The sequence below is a fragment of the Amycolatopsis sp. TRM77291 genome, assembly GCF_054166285.1.
In genome coordinates, this window is sequence record NZ_JBSZHF010000001.1 from 5,268,985 (window position 1) to 5,286,295 (window position 17,311).

The 17,311-nt window shown below is 69.9% G+C and carries 15 protein-coding genes; 6 read left to right on the plus strand and 9 right to left on the minus strand.

What is annotated here, in order from left to right; translation table 11 throughout:
- Nucleotides 1-43: 43 nt before the first annotated feature.
- The 5 genes from ACXIZN_RS24360 to ACXIZN_RS24380 form a co-directional block, all read right to left on the minus strand.
- On the minus strand, nt 44-1,780 hold the full coding sequence (locus ACXIZN_RS24360) for an aminotransferase class V-fold PLP-dependent enzyme (RefSeq protein ID WP_457957056.1): 1,737 nt from the start codon (nt 1,778-1,780) through the stop codon (nt 44-46).
- Nucleotides 1,777-2,544 (minus strand): amino acid ABC transporter ATP-binding protein, encoded by a 768-nt coding sequence (locus ACXIZN_RS24365; protein ID WP_306856040.1) that lies wholly within the window; start codon nt 2,542-2,544, stop codon nt 1,777-1,779. Before ACXIZN_RS24365 ends, ACXIZN_RS24360 begins: the two co-directional genes overlap by 4 nt.
- Nucleotides 2,537-3,439 carry an amino acid ABC transporter permease gene (locus tag ACXIZN_RS24370; protein ID WP_126737183.1) on the minus strand — a complete coding sequence of 301 codons (903 nt, stop codon included), beginning with the start codon at nt 3,437-3,439 and terminating at the stop codon, nt 2,537-2,539. Before ACXIZN_RS24370 ends, ACXIZN_RS24365 begins: the two co-directional genes overlap by 8 nt.
- On the minus strand, nt 3,426-4,394 hold the full coding sequence (locus ACXIZN_RS24375) for an ABC transporter substrate-binding protein (protein ID WP_457957057.1): 969 nt from the start codon (nt 4,392-4,394) through the stop codon (nt 3,426-3,428). The genes ACXIZN_RS24370 and ACXIZN_RS24375 overlap by 14 nt, the downstream gene beginning before the upstream one ends.
- 240 nt (nt 4,395-4,634) lie before the next feature.
- A complete protein-coding gene (locus tag ACXIZN_RS24380) occupies nt 4,635-5,852 on the minus strand; it encodes a glycosyl hydrolase family 8 (protein WP_457957058.1) in 1,218 nt (405 codons plus the stop codon).
- A gap of 142 nt (nt 5,853-5,994) precedes the next feature.
- Here ACXIZN_RS24380 and ACXIZN_RS24385 point away from each other — a divergent pair, with 142 nt between their 5' ends.
- The gene (locus tag ACXIZN_RS24385) at nt 5,995-6,396 is read left to right on the plus strand and encodes a PPOX class F420-dependent oxidoreductase (RefSeq protein ID WP_457957059.1); all 402 of its coding nucleotides are present in this window, start codon (nt 5,995-5,997) and stop codon (nt 6,394-6,396) included.
- Nucleotides 6,397-6,452: 56 nt separating this feature from the next.
- Here ACXIZN_RS24385 and ACXIZN_RS24390 read toward each other — a convergent pair whose 3' ends face one another.
- The 3 genes from ACXIZN_RS24390 to ACXIZN_RS24400 form a co-directional block, all read right to left on the minus strand.
- A complete protein-coding gene (locus ACXIZN_RS24390; protein WP_457957060.1) occupies nt 6,453-7,658 on the minus strand; it encodes a GTPase in 1,206 nt (401 codons plus the stop codon).
- A complete protein-coding gene (locus tag ACXIZN_RS24395; RefSeq protein ID WP_457957061.1) occupies nt 7,655-9,421 on the minus strand; it encodes a dynamin family protein in 1,767 nt (588 codons plus the stop codon). The genes ACXIZN_RS24390 and ACXIZN_RS24395 overlap by 4 nt, the downstream gene beginning before the upstream one ends.
- Before the next feature lie 123 nt (nt 9,422-9,544).
- Nucleotides 9,545-10,621 (minus strand): IniB N-terminal domain-containing protein, encoded by a 1,077-nt coding sequence (locus ACXIZN_RS24400; RefSeq protein WP_457957062.1) that lies wholly within the window; start codon nt 10,619-10,621, stop codon nt 9,545-9,547.
- A 294-nt stretch (nt 10,622-10,915) separates the two neighbouring features.
- On the opposite strand from ACXIZN_RS24400, the gene ACXIZN_RS24405 reads away from it, so the two are divergent.
- From ACXIZN_RS24405 to ACXIZN_RS24425, 5 genes are all read left to right on the plus strand, one after another.
- Nucleotides 10,916-12,049, plus strand: a complete 1,134-nt coding sequence (locus tag ACXIZN_RS24405; protein WP_457957063.1) for a molecular chaperone DnaK — start codon at nt 10,916-10,918, stop codon at nt 12,047-12,049.
- A complete protein-coding gene (locus ACXIZN_RS24410; RefSeq protein ID WP_457957064.1) occupies nt 12,046-14,397 on the plus strand; it encodes a LuxR C-terminal-related transcriptional regulator in 2,352 nt (783 codons plus the stop codon). Before ACXIZN_RS24405 ends, ACXIZN_RS24410 begins: the two co-directional genes overlap by 4 nt.
- Before the next feature lie 6 nt (nt 14,398-14,403).
- Complete coding sequence (locus ACXIZN_RS24415; RefSeq protein WP_457957065.1) at nt 14,404-14,868, plus strand: VOC family protein; 465 nt, start codon at nt 14,404-14,406, stop codon at nt 14,866-14,868.
- On the plus strand, nt 14,865-15,836 hold the full coding sequence (locus ACXIZN_RS24420; RefSeq protein ID WP_457957066.1) for a CPCC family cysteine-rich protein: 972 nt from the start codon (nt 14,865-14,867) through the stop codon (nt 15,834-15,836). Before ACXIZN_RS24415 ends, ACXIZN_RS24420 begins: the two co-directional genes overlap by 4 nt.
- A gap of 123 nt (nt 15,837-15,959) precedes the next feature.
- Nucleotides 15,960-16,433 (plus strand): hypothetical protein, encoded by a 474-nt coding sequence (locus tag ACXIZN_RS24425; RefSeq protein WP_457957067.1) that lies wholly within the window; start codon nt 15,960-15,962, stop codon nt 16,431-16,433.
- On the opposite strand, the gene ACXIZN_RS24430 is transcribed toward ACXIZN_RS24425, so the two are convergent.
- Nucleotides 16,430-17,263 carry a hypothetical protein gene (locus ACXIZN_RS24430; protein ID WP_126737171.1) on the minus strand — a complete coding sequence of 278 codons (834 nt, stop codon included), beginning with the start codon at nt 17,261-17,263 and terminating at the stop codon, nt 16,430-16,432. The genes ACXIZN_RS24425 and ACXIZN_RS24430 overlap by 4 nt on opposite strands.
- Nucleotides 17,264-17,311 lie beyond the last annotated feature (48 nt).

Genomic DNA, 17,311 nt, shown 5'->3' on the forward strand with positions numbered 1-17,311 from the left:
TGATTGGAGGCGGAACACCGTGTTACGCCTCCAATCACGCGAGTTACGCGGTTCCGCCCGCCCGGATCTCGTTCAGGTAGTTGTAGATCGTGTACCGGGTGACGTCGAGTTCCCCGGCGAGGTGGTCCACCGAATCCTTGATGAGGAAGAACCCGGCCTCGTCCAGTTCGCGGACGACGGCCGCCTTGTGCCGTTTCTTCATCAGGTCCACCGGGATCCCGGCCTTCGCCACCGCGCGCCCCACCAGGAACCGCTGCAGGCTGTCGACGTCCGGCGGGAACGTCTCGGGTTCGTGCCCGTCGGCCTTCGGCGCGCCGTCGGACAGCCGGTTGACGCACAGGCAGCCGATCGCGACGCCGTCGGCGTCCCGCAGGAACAGCGTCGAGGAGCGGATCGCCCGGCCGTCGGGGCCGTGGGTCTCGTAGTTCGTCAGGTCCTGCGTGGTGCCGCGGCGGACCAGGCCCAGCAGCAGATCCGTCATCGGCCCGCCGACCGTCCGGCCGGTGAGGTCACCCGCGATGGCGACGATCGAGTCCGGCAGCCTGCTCAGGTCGTGCAGCAGGACCTCGTTGCCCGGCCCCAGCATCGCCGCGAGCGCGTGCACCGCCGGGACGAGCGCGGTGAGCAAATCGCCCGAAGCCGCCGAAGCGACGACCGGCGCTTCGAACACCGTGACCGGCTTCTTCAGCCGCTCCAACGCCGTCCGCACCTGTTCGGCCGCGCTCGCCGGAGTCGACGCGTGCGGCGACAGCCGGACGTGTTCCGGCCGCACGGTCGCGGCGATCCCGGCGTTCGCCAGCGCGGAGCCCACCTGTTCGGCCGCGTGCCCCGGCAGCGTGAAGGCGAGGATCCCCGCCCGCCGGTCGACGGCCGAAACCACTTCCCCGCCCACGGATTTCACGACCTCTTCGAGTTCGCCGACCCGTTCGGCGATCCGGCCGGCGATGGCTCCGACGCCCGCCTCCTCGACCAGCTCCAGCGCGGCCGCGAACGCGCCCGACGTGATCGGGCTCAGATTGGAGATCGACCACGAGGCCGCGGTCTCGTCGGCGGGATGGATCTCGTCGTCGAACAAGCCCGGATCGCGGGCGCCGGTCCAGCCGGACAGGATCGGTTCCATCCGCTCCAGCGCGCGGTCGGACAGCACGGCGAAACCGGTGCCCCAGCCCGCCCGCAGCCACTTCTGCCCGCCGACGACGAGCACGTCCGCGACCTCCCACGGCGCCTCGGTCACCCCGAAACCCTGGATGCCGTCCACCACGAGCAGCCGGTCCCCCACCGCCTCCCGGATCGCCGCCAGATCGGCGCGGTAGCCGGTCCGGAAGTCGACCGCGCTCACGCTGACCAGTGACGTCTTCGGCGTCAGCGCCGCCTTGACCGCGTCCGCGGTGACGTTCCCGAGCGGCAGCCGCCGCACGGTCAGCCGCCCCGCCTGTTCTGCCCGCGCCCACGGGTAGGTGTTGGCCGGGAACTCCGCCGCCGACACCAGCGCCTCGCCGCCGGGCGCGTTGAACGCCGCCTGGAACAACCCGAGACTGGTGTGCGGCAACAGCACCGTGTGGTCGGTGTCGCTGCCGGAAAGCCGCGCGGCGGCGGCCTTGGCCCTGGTCTCCTGCCGCATCAGGTCGTCCACAGTGGACGGGCCGGCTTTGGTCGAGGCGTCGAGCAGGCTCGCCGTCGTGTCGAGCACGGCGTGCGACGGCGGGCCGAACCGCGCGAAGTCCAGGTACCCGGCCGGTTCGTCGAACTGCAGCAGGTACCGCGGGGAGATCCGCGTCATGCGAGGACCCGTGCCAGGAACTGCTTGGTCCGCTCGTGCTTCGGGGCGCTCAGGATCTCCCCCGGCGGGCCGGTCTCGACGACCACGCCGTCGGCCATGAACACCACCTCGTCCGCGGCCTCGGCCGCGAACCCCATCTCGTGCGTCACCACGACCATCGTCATCCCCTCCGCGGCCAACGTACCCATCACCGCCAGCACCTCTCCCACGAGTTCCGGGTCGAGCGCCGACGTCGGCTCGTCGAACAGCATCAGTTTCGGTTTCATCGCCAGCGACCGGGCGATCGCCACCCGCTGCTGCTGCCCGCCCGACAGCTGCGCCGGGTAGGCGTCGGCGCGGTGCGCGAGGCCGACCCTGTCGAGCAGCTCGAGCGCCTGCTCCCGGGCCTCTTCCATGGGGACACCGAGCACCCGCACCGGCCCTTCGACGACGTTCTGCAGCGCCGTCCGGTGGCCGAACAGGTTGAACCGCTGGAACACCATGCCGATGTCGCGCCGCTGCCGGGCGACCTCGCGTTCCTTCAGTTCGTACAGTTTGCCGTTGCGCAACCGGAACCCGATCGGCTCGCCGTCCACCCAGACCTGACCGGCGTCGATCGTCTCCAGATGGTTGACACAGCGCAGGAAGGTGCTCTTCCCCGCGCCCGACGGGCCGAGCAGGCAGACCACCTGTCCTTTGTGGACTTCGAGGTCGATCCCGCCCAACACCTCGGTGTGGCCGTAGCTCTTGCGGACGCCGACGGCCTTGAGCAGTGGCTCAGACACGTTCACTCCTGACCAGCGGGGCGGTGCGCAACGCCTTGGCGGCGCGGGAGAACGGGCTCTTCGACCGGTCTTCGGAGTCGAAGGCGCGTTCCAGATAGTGCTGCCCGACCCCGGCGACGGTCACCACGACCATGTACCAGACGGCGGCGGCCAGCAGGGTCTCCATCACCAGCAGGTTGTTGGACGAGATGTTGTTGGCGGCGTGGATCAGTTCGGTCACGCCGATCACCGACGCCATCGACGTCCCCTTGAGCATGTTGATGAAGTCGTTGCCCGTCGGCGGGATGATCACCCGCATCGCCTGCGGCAGCACCACGCGGCGCAGCGTCGCGCCCGGCGACATCCCGATCGACTTCGCCGCCTCGGTCTGTCCACTGTCGACACTGTTCAGCCCGGCGCGGACGATCTCCGCCATGTACGCGCTTTCGTTGAGCGCCAGGCCGAGCAGCGCCGCGGTGAACGCGGTGATCAGCACGTTGGTCTGCTCGTGGAGCAGGTGGCCGCCGAACGGCAACGGGATCGAGATGAACTCGAAGACCAGCGCCAGGTTGTACCAGATCAGGATCTGCAGCAGCACCGGAAGCCCGCGGAACAGCCAGATGTAGCCCGCCGCGAACCAGCGCGCCACCGGATTCGCCGAGCGGCGCATCAGGGCGATCACGATCCCGATGACGATCGCCGAACCCTGCGCGATCACCGCGAGCAGCACGGTGTTGAGCAGGCCGACCGCCATCACCCGGTACCACAGGAACTCCGGGACCGAGTCCCACTGGATCTGCGCGTTCGCGAGCGCGATCCCGAGCAGCACCAGCAGCGCGAGGATGACGACGGCGCTGACCCAGCGCCCCCAGTGCCTCAGCCGGACGATCGGCAATGGCTCACTAGCTTCCGCCATTGAGCTTCGCCTCCTTGACCGCGCCCTGCTCGACGCCCCAGGCCTGGAGGATCTTGCCGTAGCCACCGTCGGCGATCAGCGACTGCAACGCCTTCCGGATCGACTCCGCGAGCGGCTTGTTCTCCTTGTTGACGCCGATCCCGTACGGCCCGCCGTTGATCGGCTCGCCGGGGACGACCTCGAAGAACTTGCCCTCGCCCGCGGTCCGCGAGATGTACACCGCGCTGGGCAGGTCGTTGAGGATGGCGGCGACCCGGCCCGTGCGGAGCTGGTTCTGGTTCTGGGTATCGGAATCGGTCGCGGTCACGGTCAGCGCGGGCTTGCCCGCCTGCGCGCACTTGCCGTTCTGCTCTTCGGCGAACTTCTGGTGGCTCGTCCCCTGCACGACCGCGACGTTCTTGCCGCACAACGTGTCCGGGCCGGCGATCTGGTCGGGATTGCCCTTGCGGACCATGATCGTGATACCGGACGAGAAGTAGTCGACGAAGTCGATCTGCGCCTGGCGGGTCTTGGTGTCGTTCATCGCGGCCATCGTGAGGTCGACGCGGCCGGACTGGAGGCTGGTGATCAGCGAACCGAACGCCATGTCCTGGTGGTGCACGGTGACGCCCAGCTTCTTGCCGATGGCCTTGGCGAGGTCGACCTCGTAGCCGATCGGGGTCTTGCCGTCGGCGGCGTAGAAGTTGTTGGGCGCGGACTGCAGGTTCGAGGCCAGGTGCAGCATCCCGGCCTGCGCGTACTTCGCGGGAAGGGTGCCGGCGACGGCGGCGTCCTTCTGGACGGACTCGATCAGCGCGGCCGTGTCCGGGATCGCGGCGGGAGCGCCCGGGGCGGCGGGTTCCTGGCCGCCGGCCCCGTCGGGCCCGCCTCCGCAGGCCGCGGTGACGAGCGCGGCCAGGCCGGTGAGCACGGCCAGGCGCCAGGTTCGGGTCAGGGTGAGCGGCGTCGACGGCATGACGGACCTCCACGGGGGCTTCAGGTGGTCGCCGACGCTACAACTGGCTGTTGAAGAGGTCAACTCACAGTTGAAATCCTGTCCGGTGGATGTCCGTTTCGCGCGCGATGCCCCCTCACGCGCCCCAGGCCGGGGGGGCCTGACCGTCCTGGTACATGAAGGCCCCCTTCCTTGCGTCTGACGCAAGGAAGGGGGCCTTCATGTACTGAGCGAAGGGCGTGACCCTTCATGCGAGTCACATCAGACCGCGATGTAGTTCCCCGAGAGGATGAGCAGGACCTGCAGGGTGATGCCGGTGCCGTAGTAGTCCTTGGCGTTCGGCGTCCAGGTCGTGATCGAGGTCCACAGCTTGTCGAGCCAGGCCTGGCTGCCCGGGTCGTTCATCGCCGCGATGGCGAACGACGCGGTGAAGCAGGGGTGCTGGCCCGTCTGCCCCGGGATCTTGGCGCCCGACAGCAGGTAGCCGGTGGTGATCTTGGCCGGGTCGCCGCCGGTGTTCTGCTGGATCCAGGTGTTCATCTTCCGCACCTGGCCCTGCGCCGGGCTCCCCGACACGGTGATGCCGTCGACCCCGAGCCGCCACGGGTCCCGGCAGGCGTTGTAGCTGTACTTGTCGTCCTTGCCCTCGAGGAAGTCGGAGGGAGCGGGCTTCGGCGTGGAGTTCGTGTTGACCACGAAGTCCGGGATCAGGCCGGTCTTCGGCGCGTACTGCTGCTGCAGCTGCGTGACCGCCTGCTCTTGCCGGGTCCGCACCTGGCCCCAGAACGAGTCTCCGGTGGCCTTCTCGAACGCGCGAAGGTGACCGGGCATCCAGTCCGAGGAACGCGAGCTGTTGATGTACTTGCCGCTGTCGGCCCAGTCCGCCAGCCGCATGAACTTGGTGGTGGGGTGCACCTCGCTGCGCTTGATCGCCTTGATGATCCGCAGCGCCTCGGCCTTGTAGTTCACCGAACCGCCACTGCCCCAGACCTTGTCGGCGAGGAGCAGGCCGTAGGCGATTTCGAGATCCCCGTCGGTCGCCGAGTCGACACCGTTGACGCTCGTGCAGCTCTCGTTCTGCTCGGCGGCGTGCAGGTCCTTGTCGATCGACGAAGGGTGCGCCTTCACGAACTTCAGGATGCCGTCGAAGACCGTGCGCGCCTGCGAGTCCTTGCCCGCCATCATCGCCGCGATGGTCATCCCGTAACCCTGACCCTCGGCCACGAAGGCGTGGTCGGCGTCCGGCGCCTTGACCGCGTACGTACCCGCACCGCACTTGGTGGTCAGGAAGTTCTTCTTCCAGTAGTCGTAGTACTTGGCGAGCGCCGCGTCCTGCGCCGACTGGGACACGGACGGGCGCAGAACGCCCGGCAGGTAAGGGGTCCCCTGAGTGGTCACCGCGGCGGCGGGGGCGGTCGTGGCGACCAGCCCGGCGGTCAGCGCGGCCGCGGCCAGCACTGTCCGAACGGTCTTTCTCATCGGCTCCTCCGGAAACGTCGTTGATGGCGGCGGCGCGTTTCGAGAGTGACAGCCGGATCGGGCAAAAACAAGAGAGTTAAGAAAGTTTCCTTACTATTACCTCAAATGACGCCTGTGTGACGCGTACCTTAGCGTTGACGCCATGACGATCGACCTGAGCGCGCGCGGCGAGTCCTTCCGGGAATTCTGGACCGAACGGCACCTCGCCACCCTGACCACGGTCCGCCCAGACGGGACCCCGCACGTCGTCGCGGTGGGGGTCACGGTGGACTTCGAGGCGGGGATCGCCAGGGTGATCACGTTCCGTTCGTCCAAGAAGGCCCGCCTGGTCAAGGAAGCGGGCGAACAGGGCATTCCGGTCGCCGCCTGCCAGATCGACGGGCCCCGGTGGTCCACTTTGGAGGGACGCGCCGTGCTGCGCGAAGACCCGGAGTCGGTGCGCGACGCCGAGAACCGCTACGCCGCGCGCTACCGGCAGCCCAAGCCGAACCCGGAGCGCGTGGTCGTCGAGATCACCGTGACCCGGGTGCTGGGCAACGCCTGACCCGCGAGCACCAGCCGGGTGCGCCGGTCGGGGATCAGCCCGGTGACCGGCAGGCGTCAAGCCACGAACAGGCTGAGCAGCCCTTCGACCGAGCGCACGATCACGCGGGCGGCCGCGCGTTCGGCGTGCGCGGCGTCGGCCCGTTCCGCCTCGTGCCGCCAACGGACGAGCGCGCTTTCGGCACCGGCGTGGATCTCGGCCGGATCCACGTCGGGCGCGAGCCCGAGCCGCTCGGTGGGCGCCAGTCCCTGCGCGCCGAGCAACCGGACGGCCTCCTCGGCGAGCTCTCCGGACAACGCCGTGCGGCCGCCTCGGATACCGGCGATGAGCCGCAGTTCCCGGAAGTCGTGCGCCGCCGCGGCGAAACGCTCCACGCGCGCGGCGAGCCGGTCGCCGTGCGGAAGTGGTTCCGCGGCGAGAAGACCTTCCAGCCGCACCACCGCCGTGCGCGCCTTCAGCGCCTCGGCGCGCGCGACGAAGGACCCCGCGAGCGTGTCCCTCAGGTCACCGAGACCGCTGCGGTGCACGAGTTCCGCCGACAGTTTCAGCCTGCTGTCGCAACCGGTGCGGATCAGCGTGATCGCGAGCCGGACGCCGTAGAGCCCGAACCGCGACACCAGATGCTTCCTCGACTCCGGCGGGACCCCCACCGGGAACGGATCGTCCACAAAGGAATCGACAGACAGGAGATACCGTTCCAGTTCCGGCCGGGAGACCGACGCCAGCGCGCGCAGCACCTCGAATTCGTCGTCCCGCAGCGCTCGCCCCGCGTACCCGAGTTGCCCGGCGACCGCGATGACGCCCTGGAATCCCGCGCAATCCGGGTTCTCGCGCCAGGCCCGTCGCGCGAGCTGTTTCGCGGTGAGCAAGGCGTCGATCCGGCCCGCGCCGACCTCGTCCGCGTGGGCGAGCACCAGTACGGAGTTCACCGCGGTCTGCCGCGCGAACGCCGAACCGCCTGCCTGCCGGGTGCCCGCGAGTTCGTCGGGGTCGAGATAGCGCACCAGGCGCACCGTCGCGTCGATGTGTTCGGCGGGTGCCGGGGTGTCGAACAGCTCGATTTCGCGCAGGGCCCGCGTCGGCCATTCCGCCAACGCGGAGACCAAAGTGGACTTTCCGGTTCCCGGCGTGCCGGTGAAGCCGACGCGCAGTGGTTCGTCCAGTCGCTCCAGGCATTCCCGCAGCATCGACACCGCGTGCGGGCGATCCCGGTAGTGCGCCGCGGCTTCGTTCAGGAGTTCCCGGACGTCCAGGGGGGTCACGCCGAAAGCTCCCGGCGCGGCGTGGCGCCGGTGCCGAGCGCCCCCGCCTTCCGGTGCAGGGCGGCCAGCCGGTCGATCTCCTTCTTGACCCGCTGGGTGCGCCGGTCCCGTTCGGCGGAGCCGGCGATGATCAGTTCTCGTTGCCGCGTCAGCTCTTCGGACAGCTGGTCGGACACCGCGGCGAAATGATCGCGCAGGCGCCGCTGCACCTGACGGACCTCGTCCTTGATCTCCTTGCTGAACCGGATGAACACGTCGTCGACGTGGCGCTGCGCGGCGGCCTTCGCCAGCGCTTGACGTCGCTGCAACCGTGTCCCGCCTTCGTCGCGCACGCTCTTGGTCGCGAACGCGACACCGGCGCCGAGCGACACGGGGTTGATCAGCGGCAGCCCGGCGAGACTGGTGACCAGGCCGAACATCAGCACGCCGCCGTAGGAACCGCGCAATCCGGTGAAGAGTTTCTGCCCGATCTTGAACCGCTCGATCTTGGGTGCGCCGACCTCGGGGATCGAGTCCACGCCGGATCCGGTCAGCGGCAGGTCGGGCGCCTGGCCGTAGTGCGGGCCGAAGGTCGAGGCGACGGCTTGCGCGATCCACTCGGACCGGTCGGACACCCAGTTGTAGTTCGTCTCGACGGCCTCGGCGAGGTTCTCTTCCAGCCAGGTCTGGAAATCCGGCCAGATCTGCACGGGGTCGCCTTCGTCGAAGGTGCGGTCGATATGCCGCACGATCATCCGCGTCCGCTCGCGCAGGTCGTACTCGGCGTCGGAGATCAGGTCGGTGATCTCGTCCGACAACATGTTCTGCCAGCGGACGTTCTGCCGCCGCAGTTCCTCGGCGCGCCGTTGGGCCTGGTGCAGCAGCGTGACCTGGTCGACCCCGTTGTCCTGCGAGACCGCGTTGAGCCGGGTCTGAAGTGTCTCGACCAGCTCGACCGCCGCCGCGCGCACGCTCACCGCGGCGGCGAGCGCACGGGTGCGTTCGATCGGGCGCGCGGCCTGCTCCCCCACCCAGTTCAGCAGTTCCGGGAAACCGGACCGTCCGTTGAGGACGGCGTCACCGGCCTTCGCGGCGGCCTGGCGCACCGTCGCGGACACCGGGAAGACGTCGGCGACGACACCGGTCTCCGAGAGTGCCGCGCGGTTACGGGCCGCGAGTTCCCGCCAGTCCGGGCTCACGTCGATCTTGGTCAGCGCCAGCACGAGCGCCGGGCACCAGGTGCGGATATGCCTTGCCAGCGCGAGTTCCGCGGGCTGGAGTTCCTGTGTCGCGTCGGAGACGAGGATCACCGCGTGCGCGTCGGCGAGGACGTCGAGGGTGGCCGCCGTGCGCGGGGACCGGGGATCCCCGATCGCCGGGGTGTCCACCAGCACCAGCCCCGTGCCGAGCAGTTCGCGCGGCAGGCCGACTTCGACCCGGCGCAGCGAACCGGGCGGCCGGACTTCGAGTTCCTTGGCCAGCTCACCGACCGGCACGCTCTCCCTGGCATGCCCGACCAGGGTCGCGGCGGGATCGGCGGCGTAGCCGATCTCCGTGGGAACGGCGGGTGTACTCGCGTCCCCGACCGCGCAGACCGGCGCGTTCAACAGCGCGTTGAGCAGGTAACCCTTGCCCTGCTTGGGAAAACCGACCACCGCGATCCGGGTGCCCGGCGCCCGCTGGTCGCGTCTGCGCCGGAGGCGTTCGGCCAGGTCGGCGCGACCGTGGGCGGCACAGGCGTCCAAGGTCTCGTTGAGCACGTCGAGCCAGGCGGGGGCTGTCACGGGGATGCAGTGTTCCCTTAACCAAGCGCGGAATCAATGTGGCATGGGCCAACAATGCCGTGCGGGCCCCGCGACCTGGTGCGGTCGCGGGGCCCTGACACACAAAGCTGAAAGATGTTCGTATCAGCCGATGTGGATGTCGTTGTTCGACGCGATGTCACCGGTGCCGATGGTGACGTCACCGATGTTGCCGATGGTGCCGGTGACGTCGGAAACGGTGTCGTGGACCTCGGAGACGCCCGCGTGGTTCGCGACGTTGGCGACCTCGTTGGCCACGTTGCCCGTGACCGCGCCGGTCACGTCGCCGTGGTTGTTGGCGACGTCACCGTAGTTGTTCGCGATGTCGTGCACCTTGGTGGTGACGTCGGCGACGTCGACGTGACCGATGGTGCTGGTCAGGTCGCCCACCTCGGACAGGAAGTCCGGGGCGTCGCCCGCGACACCGTCGGTGCGCGGCAGGTCACCGGTCAGGTCGCCGACGGCCGGGACCGAGTCGACGGCCGGAACCTGGACGGCGTCCACGGCGGGGACCTCGGGGGCCAGGCCGGTCGCGGTGTCGACGGCGGCGTTGGCGAGGTCGCCGGCCTGACCGACGGGCGCCGCGTCGATGCCACGCGAAAGGTCGTCGGTCAGGCCGAAGCTGCCGACGGTGTTCTGCGCGAGGGCGGTCACGCCGGCGGCGGCGTTCGACACGTCGGTCACGTCGGAGACGACCGGGACGTCGGCCAGGCCCGGGACGTCGACCGGCAGGTCGCCGACGGCGGGCACGGCCGGGACGGCGGGCAGGCCCAGCTCCGGCAGGCCCGGCACGGCCGGGACACCCGGGAGACCGGTCTCGGGCAGGGCCGGGAGGGCGTCGGCACCGGGGACGGCGACCGGCAGGCCGGCGGTCAGCGCGGTGAGCTGGTCGATCGCGCCCTGGACGCCGTCGGCGCACTCGCCGTCGGTGGAGTTCGTGACGCCACCGAAGCCGGCCAGGCTGTCAGCGGTGGCCGCGGTGTTCCCGGTGAGGTCGGTGACGGTGCCGACCGGCACGAAGTCGAGTACCAGCGGGACGACCTCGTGCACGTCGGCGGCGTTGATGTCACCGAGGCCGGCGTCGGCCAGCACCTGCTGCGGGTCGTTGGCGAACGCCGCACGGGCCGCGGTGTCGTTCAGCAGGTTGAGCGTGAAGTCGTGCAGGGTCTGGACGGAACCCATGAAAGGACTCTCCTGGAGGTCTAGTCGGTGGGGAAGGCACAGCGGCCGGAGGGCACGGCTGAGCGCAGGTCACCGAAGCTAGTGAGCCGGTGCCTCCGGGCACATCGGGGATCACTCCCGGTCGTCGCTCACTCAGCCAATAGGGGATCGGTATGACATCGTTAGGGCGTTAGGGGCTTAACCGAGACGCACTCGGTTGGGTTTAATGCCAACCCTCACCCGGATGGGTCAAGCCGTTCAGGTGAGTGGCCCTATTTGGTCCTTAGGGGCTGGTCAAGCGAAGGAGGATGCTCGTTGCCCTACGTCCTCGGCATCGATATCGCCTCGACCCGCACCACCGCCGCCACCTGCGTGGACTCCGGCGACGGCTGGGGCGTGCCCGAGCCGTCGTGGCTCGGCGCGCGCGGCCCGGCGGCGGCGTCCGCGGTGTTCCTCGACGACGACGGCTACCTGCTCACCGGCGACGCCGCGGTCGAGGCGGGCCGGTCCGCGCCCGCCCGCCTGCTCACCGGATTCCACGAACGGGTCGGCGACGACGTCCCCGTGATCGTCGGCGGTGAGCGGTTCCCGCCCGAATCCCTCAGCGCGGTCCTCGTGGACGCCGCGGTGGACCAGGCGGCCGAACGCTTCGGCGAGAAACCGCGCCACATCGTGCTCACGCACCCCGTCGGCTGGGGTTCGTTCCGCCGGGACCTGCTGCGCCGGGCACTGGCCGAGGCCGGATTCCCCCGAGCGGCGCTGGTCGCGGCGCCCGTGGCCGCCCTGCACGCGTACCTCGCCCCGCACGGCGGCGTCACCGCCGGGGTCTGCGAATTCGGTCCGGACGGCGCGGTGGTCACGATCGCCGCCGCCGGGGTCAACGGCTGGCAGCCGGTCAAAACGGTGGAAGGCGTCGAACCCGCCGAGGCCGTCGGCAAGGTCTTCGAGCTCGCGCACGGCGCCGGGATCCCGCCACACTCCCTGGCGGGCATCGTGCTCTGCGGCGAGGCCCCGCCGGTTCCCGGCCGGACCCCGTGCCCCGTCTTCGCGTCGAGCGACCCGGTGCTGACGGTGGCGATCGGGGCGGCCAACATCGCCGCGCGACGTGACCTTCCTCAACCCGCCGGGGCGGGATCGGCCGTCGAAACCACCCTGCTCCCCCGGGTCGACGTGCCGGAAGAGCTCACCGAGCGGCCCGAACGGCCACCGGTCGACATCACCCCCTTCCCCTTGCCAGAACGCACCGGGGCGGCGAAACTGCTCAGCCGGCGCAAGCCCCTCGTCGCCGGAGCCGCGGTCGTGGTGCTGGCCGCGACCACCCTGCTGCTCACCCTGACCACCCGAGAAGCCACCGCGGACAAGGGTCCCGAAGCCACTCCCACCACTTCGAGCTCGTGCGCGCCGGCCACCCCCGGTGCCACGCCGTCCACCCCCGAAGGTCGCTGTTGAACGCACTGCTCGACAAGCCCGGCATCATCCATCCGGGTGCCCGGAGCCTGCTCGACGAGGTGACCACCGCCCCGGAACTCCCGGTGCGGGTCACCGTCGTCGCCCCCGGCGGGCACGGCAAGACCCATCTGCTCGACCGGCTCGGACGTCACTACGCGGCGGCGGGGGTCGAAGCGCTGCTGGTCGACGACGCCGATCAGCTCGACGACGACGAGATCGCGAAGATCAAGGCACAGGCCGAAGAAACCACGGCGCCCGTGGTGCTGGCGTTCCGGCCGGCGGCACGGACGACGACGCTGCGCGTACTGGCCGATTCCTTCGGCCGGTCGGTGACTTTGGGCGCGTTCGGGGTCGACGACGTCCGGCGGCTCGTCGAGCACGCCGGCGGTGACGCGGCCACGGCGGAGGCCGTCCACGCCAGGACCGGCGGTGTCCCGGGATTCGTGCTCCGCGCGGTCACCGGCAGGCTCGCGGACTTCCGCGGTGAGCTGGAGCAGTTGGACGACGACGTGCACCGCTACCTGATCGCGGCGGAGGCGGGCGCCGGCCGGAATCTCGATCTGCTGGCGGCGTTGCTGAACCGCGACCGCGAAGGGCTGCCCGAGATCTTCGACAGTGCCAGGGCGACCGGCCTGCTCGGTGAGGACGACGCGCTGCTGCCGATCGCCGCCGAAGCCATCCGGACCTGGGGTTCGCCGGGGCGGCGGCTGACGGTGCTGCAGCGGCTGGTGGAACTCCAGTTGCGGGACGGGCTCCCGGTGCTGGAGCTCGCTCGTTCCCTGCTGGGCACGGGAAGTTCGGGCGCGAGCGCGGCGGCGGCCTTCGAGGCGGCCGCCCGTGAGGCGATGTCCGACGACACGAAACTCGCGGCGCGGTTCTACGAGGCCGCGTCCGAGGCCGGTGGGCGCGGCGCGGCGCTCACCGTCGGCTGGGCGCACGCCGCGGCGCTGGCCGGGGACCTCGACACGGCGCTGCGGCTCGGCGACGGCATGCTCGGCAGCACGTCGGACACGGACGCCCGGGCTGCGGGCGCCGAAGTGGCCGCGACCGTGCTGGCGCATCGCGGCGAACTCGCGCACAGTGCCGAGCTGTACCAATGGTCCGGCCGGGCGGGCTCGAAGGCGTTCGCCGCGATCGCGTTGCTGGGCACCGGAAAACTCGAAGCCGCCCGGGGCGTGCTGGAGACTCCCGAAGTCCCGACACTCTTCGCCGGCGCCGCTTCACGGATGGCGCGGGCGATCACCGATTCGGTGTCCGGCTGCGGCGCGGAAACGCTGTCGGCCCTGCTGGGCGCGGCCTCGATGCTGGAATCGGCGGGCGCTCCGGCGCCGCTCCCGGACAGCCCGGCGGCCCTCGCGGCGTTGGTGGGCCTGCATTCCGGCGAACTCGCGCTGGCCGAGTCGGTGCTGAGACGCGCGGTGGACGGCCGGATCGGCGGCGACCTGCTCGCGAAACGGCATCGGCTGCTGCTCGGCTGGGTCGCGATGACCGCGGGCGACCTCAAGACGGCCGCCGAGGCCTTGATGCCGCCGGACGGCCTCGAAGCGCGCGACGAACTCTTCGCCGCCACCCTGCAGCTGGGCCTGGCGCGGCGGTCGAGCGATCTGCCCGGCCTGCAACGCTCCTGGGACCGGGCGTACCAGGCGTCGATGCGGCAACAGCCGGATCTGTATTCGTTGCTGCCACTGGGAGAACTCGCGATCGCGGCCGCACGGGGCGGCGCGGGCGCCAAACTGACTGGCCAGCTGGAACGGGCGCACTCCGTGCTCGACGCGCTCGGCAACCCTCCACTATGGACGGCCACGCTCCGCTGGCACGAACTGCACGCCGCCATCACCGTCGAAGACCACGCGTCGGCGGGCGAACATCTGGCCGCGCTGAACGACTTCGCGTCCTGCGGCCGCTATCCGGCCGCACTCGCCGCCGCCGCGACCGGCTGGCTCGCCGTCCTGACCGGAACCGTCGATCCCGAGGCGATCACCGCGTCCTCTTCGGAACTGCACGAACTCGGGCTCTGCTGGGACGCCTCCCGGCTGGCCGGGCAAGCGGCGATCCGGACCTCGGACCGGAAGGCGATGGTCCAGCTGCTCGAAGCGGCGCGGCAGTTCCAAGGGCGGGCCCCGGAACCCACCACGGCCACCGGGCTGAGCGCGCTGAGCGAACGGGAACTGGAGGTCGCCCGGCTGGTCGTCGACGGGCTGACCTACAAGCAGGCCGGGAGCAAACTCTTCATCTCGGGGAAGACCGTGGAGCACCACATGGCGCGGATCCGGGGGAAACTCGGCGCCGGGGACCGGCGGGAGCTGCTGGCCATGCTGCGGGAGCTGCTCCCGGCGGGCGAGGGCTGACGCCGGGTGAACACCTTCTACCACCTGTGCTTCGTCGTTCGAGACATCGGACTGGCGACCGAGGACCTCACGCGCACTCTCGGCGTGACCTGGAGTCCGGTCCGTGCGGGCACCCTCGGGGACTGGGACTACGAGATCGTGTTCTCCACCGGCGGGCCACCGTTCTTCGAGGTGATCCAAGGGCCCGCCGGCAGCCCGTGGGACGCGACCGACGGGTCCCGTTTCGACCACATCGGCTACTGGTCCAAGGACGTCACGACGGACAAACAGCGCCTGGCGGACCGGGGCGCGCCGATCGAGTTCGACTCGTGCCCCTACGGTCGCTCCTTCACCTACCACCGGCTCGACAGCATCGGCGCCAGAATCGAACTGGTCGATCTCGCGGTCCAGCCGGGATTTCGCGAAACCTGGGCCCCGGACGCAGCGGCGATGCCGCCGCTCGAATTCGACGACCCGGCCGCCGGTCCATGAAACCGCCGGATGAGGTCGACGGTCTGCGCGCGCGTTTCGAGGCAAGGCTGAGCGGACTCCGGGGCAGCCGGATCTTGGCGGTGGACTACTGGGATGTCCACAACTTCGCCGCCGAACCTGCGCCGTGGGACTACGGAAACTGGCATCACGCCGTCATGGGCGTCGGACTCGACACCGATGCGGGGCCGGCGACGATCACCTGGACCGACACCTTCTACAGCTACGGTGTCGAGGTCCTCGACGGCCGGATCGAAGACCACCTCAGGATCGGTGACGAGGGCCCGGAGCGCGTCGGGCCCGACGTCGGCTCCGCGGGCCCGTGGGACCGATACCTGCGGACGCCGATTCACGGGACCGCCGCTCATTGGGAGCGACTGGAACTGGGCCCGAGCCGGCGAGCCGACGGCACTGTCGTCGAGCCCGCGAGCGCCGTGGAAGTGCCGCTGGCCCTGCGCCTCGACTTCGCCGCCGGATCGGTGTGGTTCGTCGCCGCCATGCCGCAGCCGCCGGACTGGCAGCGCGTGTTCGTCGGAGGCGACGAGATCATGGTCGTCTTCTCGCCCGAGCGAATGCGCGACATGGGCTTCGGAGACGCCGAATTTCTGACCGCACAACTCGTCACGAGCCGGCCCAGGCGCTCCGGCGCGCCCGGGCCGGACGCGGACGACGAGCCGATCGGCGGGCGAACGACCTGGTACCAGGCGTACACGAGGCACAGGAACGTCTTCGCCTCACCCGACGGAGGGCCATACACCTGTCCCTGCCGCGGCCACGCGACCCTCGGTGAGCGAGGCGGATACGAAATCTGCGAAGAATGCGGCTGGGAAGATGACGGGCAGGACGACCACGACAGCGCCATCGTCCGCGGCGGGCCGAACGGGCGGCTCAGCCTTGACGCCGCACGAACCCGATACGTCGCCGCAGGCGGCATGAGGCGACCTCACGTGCTGCCTCACCAACCCACCTGACCTCATGCCGCTGTGCTTTCCACTTCGAGATATCGGACAGCGACTGCTCACTTGTCCCGAACCGGCCACCCCCGTGTCGTTGCCACTCTGCTCACCCCCGGCCCGGCCGGTACTGTCTCGTGCATGGACACCTCGGCCTTCGCACTGATCTTCGGTGATGGAGGCATAAGGGCGCGGCTGGACTGGCGACGGGTCCATGACGAGTGCACCGTCGAAGAGCGGTACACCCGCTCCCGTAAGGAACTCGGCGAGCTGTGCACCGTGTGGTACACGGACGAGTCCGGACGCGACACCGACTACGCCCACCAAGGCGCCCGCCCCTTGCGGGTGTCGGAGGTCGCGATCACCGAAGCGTCCTGGCCGCGCGCCCGTGCGTCCATGATCACCACACTACGACAGGAGTTCGGTCGCGCGAGCAGGCCGGTGCAGCTGGCGCTTCCGGGTTACCGGGCCGGCGACGAGGTGGTGCTGCTCGATGGCAACCATCGCGCGGCGGCGGCGTACCTTGCCGACGCCGATACCCGATTGCTGCTCTACATTCTTTGCGGCCCAACGGATTCTGGCATGTTGCCCGACCTCAGGCACTACTCGCGCTAGGCCGCTTCCTCTTCGTCACGCCGTTCCACGTCGGGGTACTTGGCCTCCGCCTCGCGCATGGCGAAGTCGAACGCCAGGTTGCGCAGCGCCTCGGCCTGCTCGGTCTTGCGCAGGCGCCGCACGGCGTTCATGATCACGAGACTGATGAGCACCGCTCCCGGTACGGCGATGATCTTGATCGCGATCGGCGTTCCCGACAGCACGGTCGCGTCGACGGCGAGAAGGAGCACGGGCATGATGGTCGACACCAGGATGTTGATCTCCGCCTCGGTGTTGTCGACGCTCAGTGCGGGCGCGCGCCCGCGCAGCCACAGCTTGCTGTAGGTGAACAGGTGCAAGGACGCGTTCGCCTGATGCCCGCCGCCCGCGGGCAGGCTGCGATCGAGGGCGTCGTTCCGGCCCTGCTCGCCGGAATCGAGATGCCGCAGGATCGGGTGCAGCCCGGTGAGCCGCTCGGTGAAGTCGTCACCGAAGGTGTCGCGAATCCTGGTCCACGATGCCGTGAGCGGTGGCGACCCTTTGCGCCGGGTGAACCGCTCCGACAGGGCGGTGAGCTTGAAGCCGACCTCCCTGGCGAGATAGCCGACCACGAAGCTGGCCGCGATCGCCACCAGGATCAGCACCACGATGCCGGCACCCTTGACCTTGGCCAGCGAGTCCAAGATGAACGCGATATCGGACTGGCCGCGCCTGACGAGGTGCACGCAGAACACGAGGAGCTCGGTCACCAATACGGCCCCGGGAAGAAGCACGCTGGTCAGGTAGATGGCTGTGTAGAAGCTCATTCTGCTTGGCGCGGACTTCGCGGCGAGTCCGCTGAGAGGCTCCATGCGGCTCGACCTTAGACCGGCCTGGACGACCGGGATAGCACTTTCCGG

Excerpts from the sequence above, each read along its gene's own strand:
- ACXIZN_RS24360 (WP_457957056.1), bottom strand. The coding sequence starts at position 1,780 with ATGACGCGGATCTCCCCGCGGTACCTGCTGCAGTTCGACGAACCGGCC.
- ACXIZN_RS24370 (WP_126737183.1), bottom strand. The coding sequence starts at position 3,439 with ATGGCGGAAGCTAGTGAGCCATTGCCGATCGTCCGGCTGAGGCACTGG.
- ACXIZN_RS24375 (WP_457957057.1), bottom strand. The coding sequence starts at position 4,394 with ATGCCGTCGACGCCGCTCACCCTGACCCGAACCTGGCGCCTGGCCGTG.
- ACXIZN_RS24380 (WP_457957058.1), bottom strand. The coding sequence starts at position 5,852 with ATGAGAAAGACCGTTCGGACAGTGCTGGCCGCGGCCGCGCTGACCGCC.
- ACXIZN_RS24385 (WP_457957059.1), top strand. The coding sequence starts at position 5,995 with ATGACGATCGACCTGAGCGCGCGCGGCGAGTCCTTCCGGGAATTCTGG.
- ACXIZN_RS24400 (WP_457957062.1), bottom strand. The coding sequence starts at position 10,621 with ATGGGTTCCGTCCAGACCCTGCACGACTTCACGCTCAACCTGCTGAAC.
- ACXIZN_RS24420 (WP_457957066.1), top strand. The coding sequence starts at position 14,865 with ATGAAACCGCCGGATGAGGTCGACGGTCTGCGCGCGCGTTTCGAGGCA.
- ACXIZN_RS24425 (WP_457957067.1), top strand. The coding sequence starts at position 15,960 with ATGGACACCTCGGCCTTCGCACTGATCTTCGGTGATGGAGGCATAAGG.
- ACXIZN_RS24430 (WP_126737171.1), bottom strand. The coding sequence starts at position 17,263 with ATGGAGCCTCTCAGCGGACTCGCCGCGAAGTCCGCGCCAAGCAGAATG.